Raw genomic sequence first — 17,153 nt, 5'->3', positions numbered from 1 at the left:
CTCCCCCACCCCGCCGGGAACGAGGAGCCCCGCCGCCACACTCGCGGCGCCCAGGACACCGATGGAGGTGTGGCAGCGCACCGGGATGAAGGTGCGGGTCATGACCGCGCCGCCGTCCGTGGGCGGTGCCAGCAGGCTGAGCTTGGGGATCGTGGTGTGCTCGACGTCACCGAGGCCCATCAGCTTTCCGGCGGCCAGGCGGATCTCCCGTAGGCGGTCGGCGAGAGTGGCGTTCTCCTCCAGGTCGGTGGGCGTCTCGTACCCCGTGACGTCCAGTGCGGCGGCCGGGATCAGGACCACCGGCATGCCGTTGTCGACGCACGTCACCTCGGTGCCGGCGATCACGTCACGGACGCGGCCGGTCGGCAGCAGCGGGTTTGCGCCCTGCGGGAATTCGATCACCACGGGCGCCGCGGTTCCAGGTACGCCGGATATCTCCGCAGTGCCGGTGTAGTCGACCCGCCCGCCCGGAGTCGGGAAGCTCGCGACCGCGAGTTCCCCGGTGTTGAGCATCCGGATGCGGACGGAGGTCTCACCGTCACCGGGGGCCACGAGCCCCCGCTCCACGGCGAACGGGCCTACGCCGGCGAGGATGTTGCCGCAGTTCTGACGGTCCGTCACCTCGGGGTGGTCGACGGCGACTTGAAGGAACAGGTAGTCGACGTCGGCCTCGGGGTCGGCCGAGGCGGAGACCACGCCGACCTTGCTGGTGAGCGGGTGGGCGCCGCCCAGGCCGTCGATCTGGCGCGGGTCGGGGCTGCCCATGACGCGGAGCAGCAGGTCGTCGCGTTCGGCCGGGTCGGCGGGGAGGTCCTCGGCAAGGAAGTAGGCGCCCTTGGAGGTGCCGCCGCGCATCAGCGTGCAGCGGACCTCCGCGGGCCCGGTCACGACCCGGCTCCGGTGTACTCCTCGTACGACTGGTACGCGACGCCGAGTCGCTTGAGGGTGTCGCGCAACCCGTAGCGGTCCAGGCCGAGTTGGCCCTCCTGGAAAGCGGCGCGGGTGGCCGCTTCCTTGGCCTCGCGGGCCTCGGACTTCTCGGCGGTCTCGCGGGCCTTCTCGCGCGGGACGACCACGACGCCGTCGTCGTCGGCGACGATCACGTCACCGGGTCGGACGACCTGGCCGTCGACGGCGATCGGCACGTTGACCGAGCCGCCGGTGGCCTTGACGGTGCCCTGGGAGGAGACGGCGCGGGACCAGGCGGCGAAGCCCATGTCCCGCAGTTCCTGGGTGTCGCGGATACCGGTGTTGAGGACGACTCCGCGCACCCCGCGCTTCCGCAGCGCGGTGGCGAAGAGCTCGCCGAACAGGCCGTCCGTGCACGGGGAGGTGGTGGTGACGACGAGGATGTCGCCCTCGCCGCACTGCTCCACGGCCGCGTGGATCATGAGGTTGTCGCCGGGCCAGCTGAGCACGGTGACGGCGGTGCCCGCGACCCGAACTCCCTGCTGGACAGGGCGGATTGAAGGTCCGAGGAGACCAGTGCGGCCCATGGCCTCGCTGACGGTGGCGACACCGAAGGCGGCCAGCGCCTCGACGTCCTTCGGGTCCGCCTTCGGGGGGTTGGTGACGATCACGCCGCCCATGGTTATGCCAGCTCCTTCGCGATCTGCGGGTACGGGCGCATGTACGCCTCGGCCATCGTCTTGTGGGCCAGGCCCAGGTTCGGGCCGGCGTTGCGCTTGAGCTGGACGCCTCGGCGTACGGCCAGGTCGGTGTAGTAGTCCCACAGGTGCTGCTGGGCGCCGAGGCACTCCATCGCCTTGCGCTTGGTGTCCCAGACCTCGGTGATGTCGAGGAGGACCTCGGGCTTGAAGCCGCTCATCTCGGGCTGGTGCGGCTCGAAGTAGAAGACCGGCGGGGCCCCGATGATCTCGCCCTCGCCGGGGTAGCCGATGGCCTGCGCGAGGACGCGGGCCTCCAGCGCCATCCGGTTGGCGGCCGGATGGTCGCCGTTGTACGGATCCTCGATGGGATGGGTGAGCACGACGTCGGGCTGCGTGGCGCGGTAGACCTCGACGAGCTTGTCGGTCAGCTCGGCGGTGGCGACCAGGGGATAGTCGCCCGCGTCGAAGAAGCGGACCTCCGCGCCGAGGGTGGCCGCGGCGCGCTCGGCCTCGTCCCGGCGTATCGCCTTGATCTCGTCCAGCTTCTTGCCCTCGCGCCAGGCCTTCGCGGACTCGCCGCGCTCGCCGAAGGTCAGACAGGCGATGGTGACCTTCTCGCCGCGGGCGGCGGCCAGGGCGATGGCTCCGCCCGCCCGCCAGACGAAGTCCCCGGCGTGCGCCGTGACGACGAGTGTCGATCGTGGGGTGGCGGGCGCGTTGCCGTGCGTCATGACTCGAATCTCCTTGATGGACAGGTATGCGCCCGCCCCAGATGTGCCGATCGGCCGCGCGTCAGTCGCGCAACGCCCCGATCACACTGGTGAGATGGGCGCGGGCGGCCGCCTCGGCCGCCTGCGGGTCCCTGGCCGTGATCGCCTCGATCATCGCCAGGTGCTCGCTCAGGGACTGCTGCGGACGCCCCGGCCGCAGCGCCAACTGGAAGCGGTGACGCACCAGTTGGGCATTGAGCCGCTCCAGCAGGGCCACGGCCGTCTGCTGGCCGGAGAACTCCCGCACCTTGTCGTGCAGTTCGTGGTTGAGCTCGGAGTAGGTGACCGGCTCGCCGTCGGCCACGGCCTTGGTCATGGCCCGGCCCAGGTCCGCCAGTTCCGCCAGCTGGTCGTCGCCGGCCGCGACGGCCGCCTTGGCCGCGCACAGTCCCTCCAGGACCATGCGGCACTCCGTGATGGCGACCGCTTCCTCCACGGTCACCACCCGCACCCGGGAACCCCGGTTGCGGATCCGCTCCACCAGCCCCTCGGCCGCCAGATCGATCAGCGCCGCCCGGATGCTGGCCCGCGTCACATCGAACTGCTCGGCGAGTTCGTTCTCCACCAACCGCTGTGCCGGTGCCATGTCGCCCTGCAGGATCGCCTGCCGCAGCTGCGTAAGCGCATGCTGCTTGGCCTGCTCCCCGGTGCTCGGACGGGCTTCTTTCGGCATCGTTGCCCTCCCTGAGTGAGTGCCTGTCGAACCTAAATCTAGCCAAACAAGATTGTCAACAATTTTGTCCGCCGTATTGCAGGCATGCTTCCGCCCATACTTACCGCAGAACACGCCACTGCCCGCCCATGGACCGGCCATGGACGGGCAGTGGACAGCGGATTTAGACGGGCCGGGTGTACCCGACGGTGGGCGCGCTGGTGCTCGCGCTCGCGGAAGCCTTGGTGTCCTTGGTGTCGCCGCCGAGTTGGCCACCGCCGGTCCCCCGGGCTGGGTGCCTCCGCTCGGCTTCGAAGTTGTCGGGCCCGTCACCGCCGCCGCAGTGGTTGACGCCGGGGAACAGGTACAGGCGGTAGAAGTCATCGGCCCTGTCCTGCCCCATGGTGTCGATCACGGCCTGGCGGTAGGCGCGGGTGCCGGTGGGCGGGATGTTGGGGTCGGTCAGCCCGTGCCACTGGATGATCTTGCCGTCCGCCTCGTGGAACGTGGTGAGGTCGGGATCGGTGGCGTCGTAGATCCCGGAGACCTCCCGCTGGTAGGCCTTGAAGGTGTCCACGGAATGAACAGCCCCTCCCTGGCGGTCTCGGAGCCGTAGTGCTGACCACCTGTGGAGAGATGAGTGCCGTCCGGAGCGGTCACGCCTGCGTACGCCTTCCGTACGACGTCGACCTGGTCGGTGGTGAGGCAGCTCGAACTGTCCTTGTTGTCGGCGCACTTGAGGCTCGCCGGGTCGAAGTTGCAGGTCGCCGGCGTAGGAGTACGTCGGTTCGGCGCCGTAGAAGGCCTTGGTGATCGCCTTGGCGGCGGTGGCGAAGGCGTGCTCGGAGCGGTAGCCGAAGTCGACCTTGAGCTGGGGGTTCGTCGCCCAGACCTCGGCGGAGCCGCCGCCCGTGCCGGAGATGGAGACGTGGCCCTGATTGTCCTGGCCGAGGGCGAACGAGCCGTCGGTGACGGGGGCGCCGCCGGTGGAGGCTGCGGGCTGGGCGCTGACGCCGACCATGCCGCAGTAGCCGCCGCAGCCCTCCTGGAGGTAGCGCTGCCGGTACGTCTTGGTCGGGAGCCGCAGTTCGAACTGGATCTGCGGGGCGACGGTGCCCTTGACGTCGCAGTACTCGTACGCGTTCGAGCCGCTCTTGACCACCAGGCTCGCGGAGGCGACGGAGGTCGCCGCGTCGTCGAGCGCGCCGAAGTCCTTCTGCGGCAGGTCGGTGCAGGAAAGGGCTGGTGGACACCTTCGTGACGCTCGCGGTCGCGTCGGCGTCCGCCGAGAACGTGTCGGGCAGCAGCGCGAGGCCGGTGACAAGGCCGCGACGATGACGGCCGCCACCGTGGGCCACAAGGGTGACCGGCTCAGGCCTCGCGGTAGAGCGCGGTGAGCAGTTCCAGCACGGCCTGGGTGGCGGGGTGCGGGTCGTCCTTCCACCAGGCGAGCCGTACGGCGATGGGCTCGCCGTCGCGCACCGGGCGGTAGACGACTCCGGGCCTCGGGTACTGGTTGGCGGTCGACTCCGCGGTCATGCCGACGCTGCGGCCGGTGGCGATCACGGTGAGCCAGTCGTCCACGTCGTGGGTGTCCTCGGTCGCCGGGCGCGAGTCGGGCGGCCACAGGTCGGCGGTCGTGGTACCGGTACGGCGGTCGACGAGGAGAGTGCGCCCCGCGAGGTCGGCCAGCCGGACCGAGCGGCGCCGGGCGAGCGGGTCGTCGGAGGCCATCGCGCACAGCCGTCGCTCCAGTCCGACGATGGCCGACTCGAACCGCCGGTCGTCCAACGGCCTGCGCACTACGGCGAGTTCGCAGGCGCCTTCCCCGAGACCGGCGGTGGCCGAGTTGACGCGGACCAGGTGCAGATCGGTCTCCGGGTGCGTGTGGCTCCAGCGGCGCTGGAAGGGCAGCGTATGGCGGCCGAGCGCCGACCAGGCGTAGCCGATGCGGAGATGGGTGTGGCCCGAGGTGGCGTCGCGGACCAGGTCGTCGGCCTCGGCGAGCACCCGACGGGCGTGTGCGACCACCCGCAGCCCGGTGCCGGTCGGGGCCACCGCCCGCGAGGTGCGCCTCAACAACCGTACGCCGAGGGCGCGTTCGAGCGAGGCGAGGGTGCGCGAGACGGCGGCCTGGGAGACGCCGAGCGTGGCGGCGGCGTCGGTGAAGGTGCCCTCGTCGACGATCGCGACGAGGCAGCGCAGCTGTCGCAGCTCCAGATCCATGACTCCAGCGTATAGATCGTCCCGCTCTTGCATTTTGCGCAAGTGCCGATCAGGCGCACGATCGGACCATGCCTGGAGCCTCCCCAGCGACAACTCCCTTGCCCACCAAGCCACATGGCACCCCACAGCCGTCCCGCGTGGGCCTGGCCGGGGTCGCCACCATGGCCGGCAGCGGGCTGTCCAACCAGCTCGGCGCGGCGATCGGCTCCCTCGCCTTCCCGGTCATCGGGCCCGTGGGGGTCGTCGCGGTGCGCCAGTACGTCGCCGCCGCCGTCCTGTTCGCCGTGGGCAGGCCCCGGCTGCGGGAGTTCAGCCGGCGGCAGTGGTGGCCGGTGCTGCTGCTGGCCGTGGTGTTCGGGACGATGAACCTGTCCCTGTACACGGCGATCGACCGCGTCGGTCTCGGCCTGGCGGTGACACTGGAGTTCCTGGGTCCGCTCTCCATCGCACTGGCCGCGACCCGGCGCCGCGTGGACGCCTGCTGTGCGCTGATCGCGGTGGCGGGCGTGGTGACGCTGATGCGGCCGCGCCCCTCGGCCGACTACCTGGGCATGGGGCTCGGGCTGCTGGCCGCCGGGTGCTGGGCGTCGTACATCCTGCTCAACCGGACCGTCGGCCGCCGCATCCCCGGGGCGCAGGGTTCGGCGACGGCGGCCGGGGTGTCCGCGCTGATGTTCCTGCCGGTCGGGATCGTCGTCGCGGTCCGGCATCCGCCGACCCTCACGGCGGCCGCGTGTGCGGTGGCGGCCGGGGTGCTGTCGTCGGCGGTGCCGTATCTGGCCGATCTGTTCACACTGCGCCGGGTGCCGGCTCCGGCCTTCGGGCTGTTCATGAGCGTCAATCCCGTGCTCGCCGCCGTGGTCGGGTGGATCGGTCTCGGGCAGCGGCTGGACTGGGCGGAGTGGGCGGGCGTCGGTGCCGTCGTGGCCGCGAACGCGCTGAGCATTCTCACCGCGCGGGACTGAACAACCGAAGCCCGCCGGCCCTTGTCATTCGGCGAGGACGTCGCCCATGTCGCTGTTCTCCCGCCACTCCCTGAGCGCCGCGTGGAACTCGACGGGTCCGCCGCCGTACGACTCACTGCGCTCGGAGGGCTTGCCCCCATTGTTGTATTGACTTGCTCTCCCTGCTGAAGCAGGGAGATTCTGGCCTCCGGGGCAGGTCGGTCAGTGCCGCATGTGCCGACGGACCCAGGCGGCCTGTCCGCCGTCGACGAGCAGGTCGGTGCCGGTGATGAACTGGGCCTGCGGGCCGGTGAGGAAGGCCACCGCGTCGGCGATCTCACCCGGCGTGCCGGTGCGTCCCGCTCCGCAGTCGTCGAGCATCTTGAGCATGTGCCCGCCGTGCGGCGACTCGGCCTCGGCCTTCGACATCGCGGTCGAGATGACGCCGGGGCTCACGGTGTTGATGCGGGCGCCGCGCAGGTTCCAGGCGAGCGCGGCGGCCTCCACGCGCACGTGGTTGGCACGCTTGGCGACCATGTAGGCGCGCAGCGAGTCGTCCCCACGGCGGTGACGACGGGCAGGGAGAGCAGTTCCTCCGCCGGTGCCGTCGCCAGGGCAGCCTCGTCCTCGGGGCTGAGCGAGCGTAGTGCCCGGCCATGCTGGAGACGGCGACGAGTGCGGTGCCGCGTCCGGCCACCGGCTCGAAGGCGTCGATCACATGGACCGTGCCCAGCAGGTCGACCTCCAGGACCGTCCGCGCCGTGGCGATCGAGGCGGAGACCCCGGCCGTGTGCGCCACGGCGACGACCCGGCCCTCGCCGTCCGCCGTCCGCGCGAGCTTGTCGACGGCCGCGCGGTCGGAGATGTCGGTGAGGACGCCGTGCGCCGCGTAGCCCTCGGCGGTCAACGCGGCCACGGTGCGGTCGAGTCGACCGCGTGAGGCGTCGGCGAGGAACAGGGTGCGGCCGCTGCCGAGGCGGCGTGCGATCGCCGTCCCCATGCCTCCGGCGCCGGTGACCACGACGACGTCGCGGGGTTCCTCAGCCGGTCGTTGCGCCATGGACGGCCTCCTGCCAGCTCGCTCCGGCCACGATGGCCTGTCGCCATACGCGGATCGCCTTGGGCGGCATGCCGACCGCGAGGGCGCCGGTGAGCCGGTCGCCGGTGCGGTAGGCGGCCACGAACCGCCGCTCGCCCAAGTCCCCGTCGACCACGGCGACTTCGTCGTGGCCGCGCAGATAGCCGTAGGCCTGGATCTTCATGTCGTACTGGTCGGACCAGAAGTACGGCACGGGCGCGAACGCCTTGCGCACCTCCGGGTCGACGAGGTTGCGCGCGGCGGCCATGCCCTGTTCGGCGGCGTTGGTGCGGTGCTCGATCCGCATCGACGTCTCGAAGAGCGGGTTGTACCAGCGGGCGACGTCACCGGCCGCGTATACGTTCTTGGCGGCCTCGCAGTACTCGTCGCACACCACGCCGTCACCGACGGAGAGTCCGCTGTCGGCGAGCCACTCGGTGTTGGGCAGCGAGCCGATCGCGACGAGCACCTCGTCGGCCTCGATCTCCTCGCCGGTCCCGAGCCGTACGCCCTCGTCGGTCACCTCGGTGACGGCGACACCGGTGCGCAGGTTCACGCCGTGGTCCACGTGCGCCTGCGCCAGCACCTGCCCGACCTGCTCGCCGACGGCGTGCGCCAGCGGCACGGGGGCCGGTTCCAGCAGGGTGACCTCGGCGCCGAGACGCCAGGCCACGGCCGCCGCCTCCGCGCCGAGGAATCCGGCACCGACCACCACCAACTTGCGCCCGGGAGCGAGCCGTTCGCGCAGCGTGAGCGCGTCGTCGAGCGTGCGCAGCACATGCGCACCCTCACCCGGCAGCCGCCGGGGCCGCACTCCGGTGGCGATGATCAGCCCGTCGTACGGCACCTGCGCGCCGTCCGAGAGCCACACCTCCTGCGCGGCGAGGTCGAGCGCGGTCGCGGCGACACCGAGCCGCAGGTCGAGGTCGTGCCCGGTCAGGTCGGCCGGGGTGCGCAGGGCGATCCGGTCGGGTTCCCACTCGGCGGCGAGGACCTGCTTGGACAGCGGCGGCCGGTCGTAGGGCAGGTGCGGTTCATCGCCCACGAGGGTCAGCGTGCCGGTGTAGCCCTCGCGGCGGAGTGTCTCGGCCGCCGCGAGTCCGGCGGCCGATGCTCCGACGACGACGATCCGTGTCACCGCTCCACCAGTCGGATGGCCGCGGCCGGGCAGACCGCCGCGGCTTCCCGTACGTCGTCGAGGAGTTCGGCGCCGGGCTGCTCCTCCAGGAGGATCGCCACGCCGTCCTCGTCACGCTGGTCGAAGACGTCGGGGGCGGCGACCACGCACTGCCCGGAGGCGACGCATTTCGGTTCGTCGAGTTCGACCTTCATGGCCGTGTCCTTTGCTCTCGGTTCGTTCGTGAGGGGGATGGTCACCAGGCGACGGGCAGGCAGGCCACGCCGTAGGTCGTGCCGGTGCGGTCGAAGGCCAACTGCTCGATGGGGGCGGCCAGTCGGAGGGTCGGGATGCGACGGTAGAGGGTGCCGTAGACGACCTGGAGTTCGAGGCGGGCGAGGTTCTGGCCGAGGCACTGGTGGGGGCCGTAGCCGAAGGCCTGGTGCTGGCGGGCTGACCGGGTGATGTCGAGGCGGTCGGCCTCGGGGAAGGCCTCGGGGTCCCAGTTCGCGGCGTGCAGGTCGAAGATCATGCCCTCGCCGGCGCGGATGGTGACGCCGCCGATCTCGATGTCCTCCTTGGCGACGCGGCGGACGCCGGTCTGCACGATGGTGAGGTAGCGGAGCAGTTCGTCGACCGCGCCGGCGATGGCCTTCGGGTCGTCCGTGTCGCGCACCAGGGCGAGTTGGTCGGGGTTCTGGAGCAGGGCGAGCGTGCCGAGGCTGATCATCGTGGCGGTGGTCTCGTGCCCGGCGATGAGCATGGCGACGCCCATGTGGACGGCCTCGGTGCGGGTCATCTCGCCGTTGTCGACGCGCCCGGCCATCTCGGACAGCACGCCTTCGGCCGGGTTCTCCAGCCTCAGCCCGATGAGCTTGTCCAGATAGGCGGCCAGCGCGCCGCTCGCCGCCCGCGCCTCCTGGGGCGACGCGGCGCTGTCGAGCGCGATGCTGCTGTTGCGCTGGAAGAAGTCGTGGTCCTCGTACGGCACTCCGAGGAGTTCGGCGATGACCAGCGAGGGGACGGGCAGCGCGAGCGCGGTGAGCAGGTCGGCCGGGTTGGGGCCGGCCAGCATGTCGTCGATCAGCTCGTCGACGATCTTCTGGACGGGGGCCCGCATGGCCTCTATCCGCTTGACGACGAACGGCGCGTTGACCGTCCGGCGCAGCCGGGTGTGCTCGGGCGCGTCGGTGTTGGTGATCATCCGCGGGGTGTGCGGGGCGATCTCGGCACGGTGCGCGCTGACGTAGGGGAAGCCGGATTCCAGGTCGTCGTCGCTGACGCGGGGGTCGGTGAGCAGGGCGCGCTGGTCGGCGTGGCGGGTGATCAGCCAGGGCGTGGCGCCGTTCCAGATGCAGACGCGGCTGATCGGTTTCCCGTCGCGCAGCCGGTGCACGGCGGGCGGCGGGGCGAGGGGGTAGCGCGCGTCCCGCCGCATCGGGTATTCGGGGGCCGCGGCCGTGTCGGGCGGTGTGTCGGTCAGGGTGTCGGCCATGTCTCTCCTCGGTGGTGGGGGGCTCTGCATGGGGGCGAGCGCCGGGGTACTGGGATCGAGGCCTCGATGAGCACATGCAAACAGAGCGGGCTGACGTCTTCCGGTCAGTTCCCTGACAACAACCTGACGTGGCCCGGATCACACGTCAGCACTGTTGCCATGAACCGGACAGAGATGTCAGGGAAGGGCAACTCAGCTGAATTGGCGGTGAGTTGACCGACGAGGATGTGATGCCACCGCCTCACGGACGCAACAAGAAAAGGGCGGCGCCACGTCACCGTGACACCGCCCCGCACCCCGCTTCACAGGGTGCCCATATTTGCTCCGCGCATCCTTTGCAACTCCCCGGTGGGGCACTCACGCGCTCACACGCTCACGCCTCACCGGCCGCCCGTCCGAGCCAGTAGCCGAAGCCCCGGCGCGTATGGATAAGCGCCGCGCCTTCCTGGTCCACCTTGCGCCGGAGGCGGGAGACGAGCTGCTCCATCGCGTTGCCGCCGCGGAAGTCGCCCCAGACGTACCGGCCGATCTGCTCCTTGGACAGCACCTTGTGCGCGTTGACGAGGAGGTGGCGCAGCAGCCGGTACTCCGCGGGCGTGAGGTCGAGGGTGCGCCGTCCGCGCCGTGCCTGACAGGTGGTGTCGTCCAGGACGAGGTCGGCGTAGTGCAGCGCGCCGTCGCGTCCGCCGCCCCGGCCGCGCAGTAACACCTGGATACGGGCGAGCACTTCGGCGATCCGGAAGGGCTTGGTGACGTAGTCCCGCTCCCCCGCGCCCAGTTCGGGCAGCAGCTTGTCGAGGGCGTCCCAGCCGGTGAGCAGGAGGACGGGCGGGCGGTGCGTGACGAGTCGGCGGCCCTGCGCGAGGGCGCCCATCTCGGGCAACTCCGCGTCGATGACGACCAGTTCGAACCGCTGCTCCGCAAGCCGGGAGACCACCTCGGTGCCGTTGCCGGCCGTCCTGATCCGGTAGCCCGCCAACTCCAGTGTCGTGGAGAGGAGTTCGGCGTTGTCCGGCTCGTCCACGGCGACGAGCAGATGCTGCCCGCCACCGCGGGCGAGTGATCGTGTCTCACCGATGCTGTCGTACGTGGACATGAGCGTCACCCTACCGTCCTGCTTGCCTGACTCAAGCAATATACATTCGATTGCTTGACTCAAGTAAGTCAGATACGCTTGCCTAACTCAAGGAAGCCCGCCGTGAGGGTGGGCCACCAGGAGTCAGGAGCACAGCTGAGCCCTCGCTCACCAGAGCCGGGGCCGCCTTGAGCGGAAGGCGGCCCCCGCGCCGAACCCGTGGGGACGGGGGTCGGCGCCGTCCCGGACCCGGTCGCCGGCCACTCCCCCAGATCGGCGCCGGGTCCGCGGACAACCCCTCTCCCCCACCTCGGGATGACCGCGGCGGACCCGCGAAGAACCAAGGAGTACGCCATGCACGGCATCGGTCTTGAAGGGCGCAGTGTCGCCGTCACCGGCGCGGGGTCCGGGATCGGGCGGGCCGCCGCGCTGCAGTTCGCGCTAGCGGGTGCCGCGGTCGTGGTGGCGGACCTCGACCGGGCGGGCGCCGAGCGGACGGTCAAGGAGATCGAGCACGACGGCGGCTCCGCCGTGCCTGTCGTCGGCGACCTGAGCGAGCAGGCGGTGGTGGACGAGGTCGTCGCCACCGCCGTCGCCGCGTTCGACGGGCTCGACGTGCTGATCAACAACGCCGGGATCATGGACCGGATGTCGGCCCTCGCGGACACCGGCGACGCCGAGTGGGAGCGGGTCCTCCGGGTCAACCTGACGGCACCCTTCCTGCTCACCCGGGCCGCGCTGCCGCACATGCTGGCCGCCGGACGCGGCGCGATCGTCTTCACCGCCGCCGAGGCCGGCCTGCGCGGCAGTGCGGCGGGCGCCGCCTGCACCGCCGCCAAGCACGGGATCGTGGGCCTGGTGAAGTCCCTCGCCGTGATGTACCGGGCGCAGGGAGTCCGCGCCAACGCGATCGCCCCCGGGGCCACCGCGACGGGCATCACCTACGACGTCGACGCGCGGGCCCACGGCCCCGGGGTGATCGGCCCCGGGCTCGTGGTCTCCGACCGGATCGCCTTCCCGGAGGAGCAGGCGGCCGCGCTCGTCTTCCTTGCCTCCGACGCCGCCCGGCACATCAACGGCGCCGTGCTGCCCGTCGACGACGGCTGGTGCGCCGTATGACGGGCACGCCCGGCCGCCGCCCCGGGCGGGTCAGGGTGGCCCAACGGTCGCCACGCGACGAGGAGTTCGTGGACGCGGTAGACGGAGCCGTCGTGCTTGAACGGGATGCGATCGAGGTCGGTGGCACTGCGGAGGGTGGGGATGCGGCGGTACAACGCGCTGTGGACGACCTGGAGTTCCATCCGGGCCGGCGGCCGGCCGAGGCACTGGTGGACACCGAAGCCGAGGGCGACGTGGCGGCGGGCCCCGGGCCTGGTGAGGTCGAGGCGGTCGGGGTCTGCGAACAACCGCTCCGCCGTGGTGGGGATCAACTCCCGGGTGCTGCCGACCTGTTCGGCCTGTGCTGTCGACTTGTCCGTCGGCGCCGCCGTCACCGTCACCGCCGTTCTCCCGGAGGCGGGCCTCAGGCAGGCGGAAGCACTCATTCAGAGCAAGCAGTTGACTTGACCATCATCGAGTTCCGGCCACGCGCCGCACCGCCGGGCAGGCGAACATCAGGCCGCCCGCCTGCGGGTCCGGTACAGACTGACGCCCGCTCCCAGCGCGACGGCACCCATGCCCACGGCGGTCAGCACGGCCTGCGCGCCGTCGGTGACGAAGGGCGCGGCCGTGGCGACGAGCAGGTTGAACAGGAACAGGAACCACAGCACGGGTCTCGACGCGAGCATCGGCGTCATGGGTGGTTTCCTCCGGATCGAGAAGACTTGGATCTTGGCTGACGTGTTGCCTCAACGATTCCGTCGTCCGCCCGACGCCACGAGGGAGCGACCTCCCGGACCCGTGGTGGAGCGGGCTGCACCCGTGTCGGGTCGTCCGCTCCCGCGTGCCCGGGCCCACGCGCCTAACCTGATCTCCATGCGCGCTACCGTGCGGCAGGCCGCCCGAGCCACCCTCCAGCTGGTCGTCTCCGCCGCGATGACCTTCGGGTCGTACATCTTCATCACCGTGCTCCTGATCACCGCGATCGCCACGGCCGCGGTGGTCGGCGCGTTCATGCTCCCGGAGACGGTGCTGCTGATACGGCGGATCGCCGGGGCCAAGCGGCAGCAGGCGGGCAGGTGGACGGGCCGGAAGATCCCCGAGGCGTACCAGCCGCTCACCGGCACCGTGCGGGAGCGGGTGCGCACGGCGGTCCGCGACCCGAGCACGCTGACCGACTTCCGCTGGCTGGTCGCCCACTACGCGTACGGCACACTTCCGGTGCTGATGCTGCCGCTGTGGCCGCTGGGTCTGGTCGTCGACGGGGTGTGGTGCGGGCTGTTGCGCCGCCGGGCCGTCGTCCTGCCGTTGATCAGCCGGCTCGCGGATCTCGACGCGCACTGGTCCACCGTCCTGCTGAAGCCCTCACCGAAGGCCCAACTGGCCGTACGGGTAGAGGAGTTGGTGCAGACCCGGGCGGGCGCGATCGCCGCGCACGGCGCCGAGCTGCGCCGGATCGAGCGCGATCTGCACGACGGCACGCAGGCGAGGCTGGTATCGCTCTCCATGCGGATCGGTCTCGCCAAGCGGGCCTACGACCAGGATCCGGAGGCGGCGCGCAGGATGCTCGACGACGCGCAGACGCTGGCCGAGGAGGCACTGACGGATCTGCGGCACGTGGTGCGCGCGATCCACCCGCCGATCCTCACCGACCGCGGCCTGGTCGGCGCGGTGCGCGCGCTCGCCGCCAGCAGCGCGCTCACCGTCACCGTGACCGTGGACGGGCTGACCGACGGACACGACGGGCCGCGGGCCCCGGCGGCGGTGGAGGCGGCCGCGTACTTCGTGATCGCCGAGTCGCTGACCAACGCGGCCAAGTACAGCGGCGCCGACCGCGCCGACGTCCATCTCGCCCGCGCCCGCACCGGACTGCGCGTCCGGGTGCGCGACGAGGGCCGGGGTGGAGCCGACGAGGCAGGGGGTTCGGGGCTGCTGGGCATGCAGCGCCGGGTCGCCGCGCTCGACGGCAGTGTGACTGTGACCAGCCCCGTGGGGGGACCTACCGTGATCGAAGTGGAGCTGCCGTGCGTCTGGTGAGCGTAGTTGAGGCGGAACTGTCGTGAGAGTGGTGCTCGCCGAGGACAACGCCCTGCTCAGGGAGGGCCTGGTCCTGCTGCTGACATCGGCGGGGCACGAGGTCGTGGCCGTCGCCGGCAGCGGGCCGGAGGTGCTGCCCGCGCTGCTCGAACACCGGCCGGACGTGGCCGTGCTCGACGTGCGGATGCCGCCGGGCTTCCGTGACGAGGGGCTGCGGGCAGCGCTGGAGGCACGGGAGAAGATCCCGGGGCTGCCGGTGCTGGTGCTGTCGCAGTACGTCGAGGAGTCGTACGCCGCCGAGTTGTTGGGCGTCGGCGCGAGCGGAATCGGCTACCTGCTCAAGGACCGGATCGGACGCGTGGACGAGTTCCTCGACGCGCTGGACCGGGTGGCGGCCGGGGGTACGGCGCTGGACCCCGAGGTGGTGACCGAGCTGCTCACCCGGCGCCGCAATTCGCCGCTGGACTCGCTGACCCCGCGCGAGCGCGAGGTGCTCAAGCTGATGGCGGAGGGGCACGACAACACGACGATCGCCAAGACCCTGGTCGTCACGGAACGCGCGGTCAGCAAGCACATCGGCAACGTGTTCCTGAAGCTGGGCCTGCCACCGAGCGACAGCGGGCACCGCCGGGTGCTGGCGGTGCTGGCGTATCTGCAGAACGTGTGACGCGCGCCGCCGGTCGTACCCGGGGACGACACGGCCGGCGGTGCGTACCGCGTTCTCAGTAGTCGCGATTGACGGCAGCCGCAGGACGACGGGGCGGGGGTCCGCCCGGGAGTCTGGGGCGGTCCCCGAACAGCAGATGTGGAGTACTCCGCGTCCCGTGGCTGCTTTCCTCGATCGACCGGGCCCCATCGGAGACACCACCCATGAACGACAGCCTGCAGCGCTACGCGGACGAGCACATCCGCACCGTCGACACCATGTCGGCCGTCCTGCTGTTCGCCATGTTCCTCTTCGGCAGCGAGCTGGGCGCTCCCGGCGGTCCCCGGCCGGACGCGGTGGGCCTCACGATCGCGCTCGCCGCGGTCTCCTGCGCGGCCCTGCTCTGGCAGCGGAGCCGGCCTCGTACGGTCGTCGCGGTCACGGCGGTGGCGGCTGCCGGGGCGAGTGCGCTGGGCCACCTGCTCACCCCGCTGATCCTGGGGCCGCTGATGCTGGCGCTGTACCGGCTGGCCGTTCTCACCGGCCGCGGCACGGCCCGCCGTTGCTTCTTCGCCTCGGCCGCGCTGGTGGTCGCCATGGCCACGGTGGTGGACCCGGTGCATCACCCCTGGCCGTTCAGGACCGTCGGCCCGGCCGCCTGGCTGCTGTTGCCGGTCGTCGCCGGGAACGCGGTCCGGCTGCGGGAGGCGTATCTGGAGGCGGTGCAGGCGCGGGCCGAGTACGCCGAGCGCGGCCGCGAGGACGAGGCGCGGCACCGGGTGGCCGAGGAACGGATGCGTATCGCCCGGGAGTTGCACGACGTCGTCGCCCACCATCTGGCGCTGGCCCACGCGCAGGCCGGCACCGCGGCCCACCTCGCGCGCACGCACCCCGACCATGTGCGGAGGATCCTCACGGAACTCGCCGGTACGACGTCCTCCGCGCTGCGCGAGATGAAGGGCACGGTCGCTCTGCTGCGCCGGCCCGACGACCCCGGCACACCCCTGGCCCCGAGCCCGGGTCTGGCCCAACTCACCGAACTGACCCGCACGTTCGCGTCCACCGGGCTCACGGTCACGGTGACCGCTGAGGGCAAGGAGCGCCCGTTGTCACCCGGGGTGGACCTGACGGCTTACCGGATCGTGCAGGAGGCCCTCACCAACGTCAGCAAGCACGCGTCGAGCCGGTCGGCGCGGGTGCGGCTGCGGTACTCCTACGACCGGTTGACCGTCACGGTGACCGATGACGGGGCGGGCGCCGTGGGCGCCGCCGGGCCCGCTCCCGGCCGGGGTTTCGGGCTGCCCGGGATGCGCGAGCGCGCCCGGCCGGCCGGCGGCGACGGGGTGAACGCGGCACCGGCCCCGGACCGCGGCTCCGGACTCGACGGGATACGCAGGCGCGCCCGGTCCGCCGACAACGCCCTCCAGGCCGAGCACTCTGCCTGGGGCGGCGACGGAGCCGGCGCGATGCCGGTCGCCGCCGACGGCTTCGGACTGATCGGCATGCGCGAGCGCGCCCGGTCCGTCGGCGGCGCCCTCCAGGCCGGGCACCGTGTCGAGGGCGGTTTCGAAGTCACCACGGAACTGCCGCTGTACCCCAGCGCCCCGCAACCGGAAGAAAGAGCCCCATGACCATCCGCGTGCTGCTCGCCGACGACCAGGCCCTTCTGCGGGCCACCTTCCGGATCCTGATCGACACCTGCGAGGACATGGAGGTGGTCGCCGAGGCGGCCGACGGCGCCGAGGCGATCCTGCTGGCCGGTGAACACCGCCCCGACCTCGTCCTGATGGACATACGCATGCCCGGCACCGACGGCCTGACCGCCACGACCGCGATCTGCGCCGACCCGGCGCTGTCCGGCACTCGCGTCCTCATCCTGACCACCTTCGAGGTCGACGAGTACGTGGCACAGGCCCTCCGGGCGGGCGCGAGCGGTTTCCTCGGCAAGGACGTCACCGCCGACGCACTGCTGTCGGGCATCCGCACGGTCGCGTCCGGCGAGACACTCCTCTCCCCGCTCGCCACCCGTACCCTGATCGCCCGCTTCCTGGCCACTCCCGCACCGGGCGCCCCACTGGCCACACCCGGCCGGCTCGGCGCCCTCACCGCCCGCGAGCGCGAGATCATGGCCATGGCCGCCGAAGGCCGCTCCAACGACGAGATCGCCGAGAAGCTGTACGTCAGCCCGCTGACCGTACGCACGCATGTGCACCGCGCCATGGCCAAGCTCGACGCCCGCGACCGCGCCCAACTCGTCGTGATGGCCTACCAGACGGGTCTTGTGCAGGCGCCGCCCCCGCCCGTGCCCGAGTTCTGAGCCGACGGCCGCCAAGGGGATCGCGGCCGTTCAGGCGAACCCGTACCGAAAAGTGCGTGGCACCGCCCGCCCCCGTCGACACCTGTGC

The 17,153-nt window shown here is 71.6% G+C and carries 18 protein-coding genes and 2 pseudogenes; 6 read left to right on the top strand and 14 right to left on the bottom strand.

Annotated elements, in window-relative coordinates:
- From AC31A1_RS28340 to AC31A1_RS28315, 6 genes are all read right to left on the bottom strand, one after another.
- A partial coding sequence (locus AC31A1_RS28340; protein ID WP_489656040.1) for a 4-oxalomesaconate tautomerase occupies window positions 1-888 on the bottom strand: 888 nt, incomplete at its 3' end.
- The gene (locus tag AC31A1_RS28335) at window positions 885-1,589 is read right to left on the bottom strand and encodes a 4-carboxy-4-hydroxy-2-oxoadipate aldolase/oxaloacetate decarboxylase (protein ID WP_489656039.1); all 705 of its coding nucleotides are present in this window, start codon (window positions 1,587-1,589) and stop codon (window positions 885-887) included. The genes AC31A1_RS28335 and AC31A1_RS28340, both read right to left, overlap by 4 nt.
- A 2-nt stretch (window positions 1,590-1,591) precedes the next feature.
- Window positions 1,592-2,341: a PIG-L deacetylase family protein gene (locus AC31A1_RS28330; RefSeq protein ID WP_489656038.1), complete on the bottom strand. Its 750-nt coding sequence runs from the start codon at window positions 2,339-2,341 to the stop codon at window positions 1,592-1,594.
- Between the two features lie 61 nt (window positions 2,342-2,402).
- Window positions 2,403-3,053, bottom strand: a complete 651-nt coding sequence (locus AC31A1_RS28325) for a GntR family transcriptional regulator (RefSeq protein ID WP_489656037.1) — start codon at window positions 3,051-3,053, stop codon at window positions 2,403-2,405.
- A gap of 163 nt (window positions 3,054-3,216) precedes the next feature.
- Window positions 3,217-4,194: a tannase/feruloyl esterase family alpha/beta hydrolase gene (locus AC31A1_RS28320; protein ID WP_489656036.1), complete on the bottom strand. Its 978-nt coding sequence runs from the start codon at window positions 4,192-4,194 to the stop codon at window positions 3,217-3,219.
- Window positions 4,195-4,403: 209 nt separating this feature from the next.
- On the bottom strand, window positions 4,404-5,258 hold the full coding sequence (locus tag AC31A1_RS28315; protein ID WP_489656035.1) for a LysR family transcriptional regulator: 855 nt from the start codon (window positions 5,256-5,258) through the stop codon (window positions 4,404-4,406).
- Between the two features lie 68 nt (window positions 5,259-5,326).
- Here AC31A1_RS28315 and AC31A1_RS28310 point away from each other — a divergent pair, with 68 nt between their 5' ends.
- A complete protein-coding gene (locus AC31A1_RS28310) occupies window positions 5,327-6,223 on the top strand; it encodes an EamA family transporter (protein ID WP_489656034.1) in 897 nt (298 codons plus the stop codon).
- A 201-nt stretch (window positions 6,224-6,424) separates the two neighbouring features.
- Here AC31A1_RS28310 and AC31A1_RS28305 read toward each other — a convergent pair whose 3' ends face one another.
- From AC31A1_RS28305 to AC31A1_RS28280, 6 genes and pseudogenes are all read right to left on the bottom strand, one after another.
- Complete coding sequence (locus tag AC31A1_RS28305) at window positions 6,425-6,739, bottom strand: SDR family oxidoreductase (RefSeq protein ID WP_489656033.1); 315 nt, start codon at window positions 6,737-6,739, stop codon at window positions 6,425-6,427.
- 151 nt (window positions 6,740-6,890) lie between these two features.
- Window positions 6,891-7,202: pseudogene (locus AC31A1_RS28300) on the bottom strand (SDR family NAD(P)-dependent oxidoreductase); the annotation flags it as partial.
- Between the two features lie 40 nt (window positions 7,203-7,242).
- Window positions 7,243-8,418, bottom strand: a complete 1,176-nt coding sequence (locus AC31A1_RS28295) for an NAD(P)/FAD-dependent oxidoreductase (protein ID WP_489656032.1) — start codon at window positions 8,416-8,418, stop codon at window positions 7,243-7,245.
- On the bottom strand, window positions 8,415-8,612 hold the full coding sequence (locus AC31A1_RS28290; protein ID WP_489656031.1) for a ferredoxin: 198 nt from the start codon (window positions 8,610-8,612) through the stop codon (window positions 8,415-8,417). Before AC31A1_RS28290 ends, AC31A1_RS28295 begins: the two co-directional genes overlap by 4 nt.
- Before the next feature lie 41 nt (window positions 8,613-8,653).
- Window positions 8,654-9,892 carry a cytochrome P450 gene (locus tag AC31A1_RS28285; protein WP_489656030.1) on the bottom strand — a complete coding sequence of 413 codons (1,239 nt, stop codon included), beginning with the start codon at window positions 9,890-9,892 and terminating at the stop codon, window positions 8,654-8,656.
- Window positions 9,893-10,265: 373 nt separating this feature from the next.
- Entirely contained in the window at window positions 10,266-10,988 is a 723-nt protein-coding gene (locus AC31A1_RS28280; RefSeq protein ID WP_489656029.1) for a response regulator transcription factor, read from the bottom strand.
- A 333-nt stretch (window positions 10,989-11,321) separates the two neighbouring features.
- Between AC31A1_RS28280 and AC31A1_RS28275 the strand changes: the two genes are divergently transcribed.
- On the top strand, window positions 11,322-12,086 hold the full coding sequence (locus AC31A1_RS28275; protein WP_489656028.1) for an SDR family NAD(P)-dependent oxidoreductase: 765 nt from the start codon (window positions 11,322-11,324) through the stop codon (window positions 12,084-12,086).
- Between the two features lie 50 nt (window positions 12,087-12,136).
- On the opposite strand, the pseudogene AC31A1_RS28270 reads toward AC31A1_RS28275, so the two are convergent.
- Together AC31A1_RS28270 and AC31A1_RS28265 are read right to left on the bottom strand one after the other, a co-directional pair.
- Window positions 12,137-12,373, bottom strand: a pseudogene (locus tag AC31A1_RS28270) (cytochrome P450); the annotation flags it as partial.
- A gap of 207 nt (window positions 12,374-12,580) precedes the next feature.
- Window positions 12,581-12,763 carry a hypothetical protein gene (locus AC31A1_RS28265; RefSeq protein ID WP_489656027.1) on the bottom strand — a complete coding sequence of 61 codons (183 nt, stop codon included), beginning with the start codon at window positions 12,761-12,763 and terminating at the stop codon, window positions 12,581-12,583.
- A gap of 178 nt (window positions 12,764-12,941) precedes the next feature.
- Between AC31A1_RS28265 and AC31A1_RS28260 the strand changes: the two genes are divergently transcribed.
- The 4 genes from AC31A1_RS28260 to AC31A1_RS28245 all read left to right on the top strand — a co-directional run bounded on the left by AC31A1_RS28260 (window position 12,942) and on the right by AC31A1_RS28245 (window position 17,065).
- A complete protein-coding gene (locus AC31A1_RS28260; RefSeq protein WP_489656026.1) occupies window positions 12,942-14,102 on the top strand; it encodes a sensor histidine kinase in 1,161 nt (386 codons plus the stop codon).
- A gap of 22 nt (window positions 14,103-14,124) precedes the next feature.
- Window positions 14,125-14,769: a response regulator gene (locus tag AC31A1_RS28255; protein WP_489656025.1), complete on the top strand. Its 645-nt coding sequence runs from the start codon at window positions 14,125-14,127 to the stop codon at window positions 14,767-14,769.
- A gap of 203 nt (window positions 14,770-14,972) precedes the next feature.
- Entirely contained in the window at window positions 14,973-16,379 is a 1,407-nt protein-coding gene (locus AC31A1_RS28250; protein WP_489656024.1) for a sensor histidine kinase, read from the top strand.
- Complete coding sequence (locus AC31A1_RS28245) at window positions 16,376-17,065, top strand: response regulator (protein ID WP_489656023.1); 690 nt, start codon at window positions 16,376-16,378, stop codon at window positions 17,063-17,065. The genes AC31A1_RS28250 and AC31A1_RS28245 overlap by 4 nt, the downstream gene beginning before the upstream one ends.
- The last annotated feature ends 88 nt before the right edge of the window (window positions 17,066-17,153 follow it).

It is taken from the genome of Streptomyces sp. P5F9 (assembly GCF_057961495.1).
Note: the sequence above shows the minus strand (reverse complement) of the source record. Positions and strands in the feature narration are given on the sequence as shown.

Excerpts from the sequence above, each read along its gene's own strand:
- AC31A1_RS28275 (WP_489656028.1), top strand. The coding sequence starts at position 11,322 with ATGCACGGCATCGGTCTTGAAGGGCGCAGTGTCGCCGTCACCGGCGCG.
- AC31A1_RS28335 (WP_489656039.1), bottom strand. The coding sequence starts at position 1,589 with ATGGGCGGCGTGATCGTCACCAACCCCCCGAAGGCGGACCCGAAGGAC.
- AC31A1_RS28260 (WP_489656026.1), top strand. The coding sequence starts at position 12,942 with ATGCGCGCTACCGTGCGGCAGGCCGCCCGAGCCACCCTCCAGCTGGTC.
- AC31A1_RS28290 (WP_489656031.1), bottom strand. The coding sequence starts at position 8,612 with ATGAAGGTCGAACTCGACGAACCGAAATGCGTCGCCTCCGGGCAGTGC.
- AC31A1_RS28330 (WP_489656038.1), bottom strand. The coding sequence starts at position 2,341 with ATGACGCACGGCAACGCGCCCGCCACCCCACGATCGACACTCGTCGTC.
- AC31A1_RS28325 (WP_489656037.1), bottom strand. The coding sequence starts at position 3,053 with ATGCCGAAAGAAGCCCGTCCGAGCACCGGGGAGCAGGCCAAGCAGCAT.
- AC31A1_RS28265 (WP_489656027.1), bottom strand. The coding sequence starts at position 12,763 with ATGACGCCGATGCTCGCGTCGAGACCCGTGCTGTGGTTCCTGTTCCTG.
- AC31A1_RS28280 (WP_489656029.1), bottom strand. The coding sequence starts at position 10,988 with ATGTCCACGTACGACAGCATCGGTGAGACACGATCACTCGCCCGCGGT.
- AC31A1_RS28285 (WP_489656030.1), bottom strand. The coding sequence starts at position 9,892 with ATGGCCGACACCCTGACCGACACACCGCCCGACACGGCCGCGGCCCCC.
- AC31A1_RS28305 (WP_489656033.1), bottom strand. The coding sequence starts at position 6,739 with ATGGTCGCCAAGCGTGCCAACCACGTGCGCGTGGAGGCCGCCGCGCTC.
- AC31A1_RS28310 (WP_489656034.1), top strand. The coding sequence starts at position 5,327 with ATGCCTGGAGCCTCCCCAGCGACAACTCCCTTGCCCACCAAGCCACAT.
- AC31A1_RS28315 (WP_489656035.1), bottom strand. The coding sequence starts at position 5,258 with ATGGATCTGGAGCTGCGACAGCTGCGCTGCCTCGTCGCGATCGTCGAC.
- AC31A1_RS28250 (WP_489656024.1), top strand. The coding sequence starts at position 14,973 with ATGAACGACAGCCTGCAGCGCTACGCGGACGAGCACATCCGCACCGTC.
- AC31A1_RS28245 (WP_489656023.1), top strand. The coding sequence starts at position 16,376 with ATGACCATCCGCGTGCTGCTCGCCGACGACCAGGCCCTTCTGCGGGCC.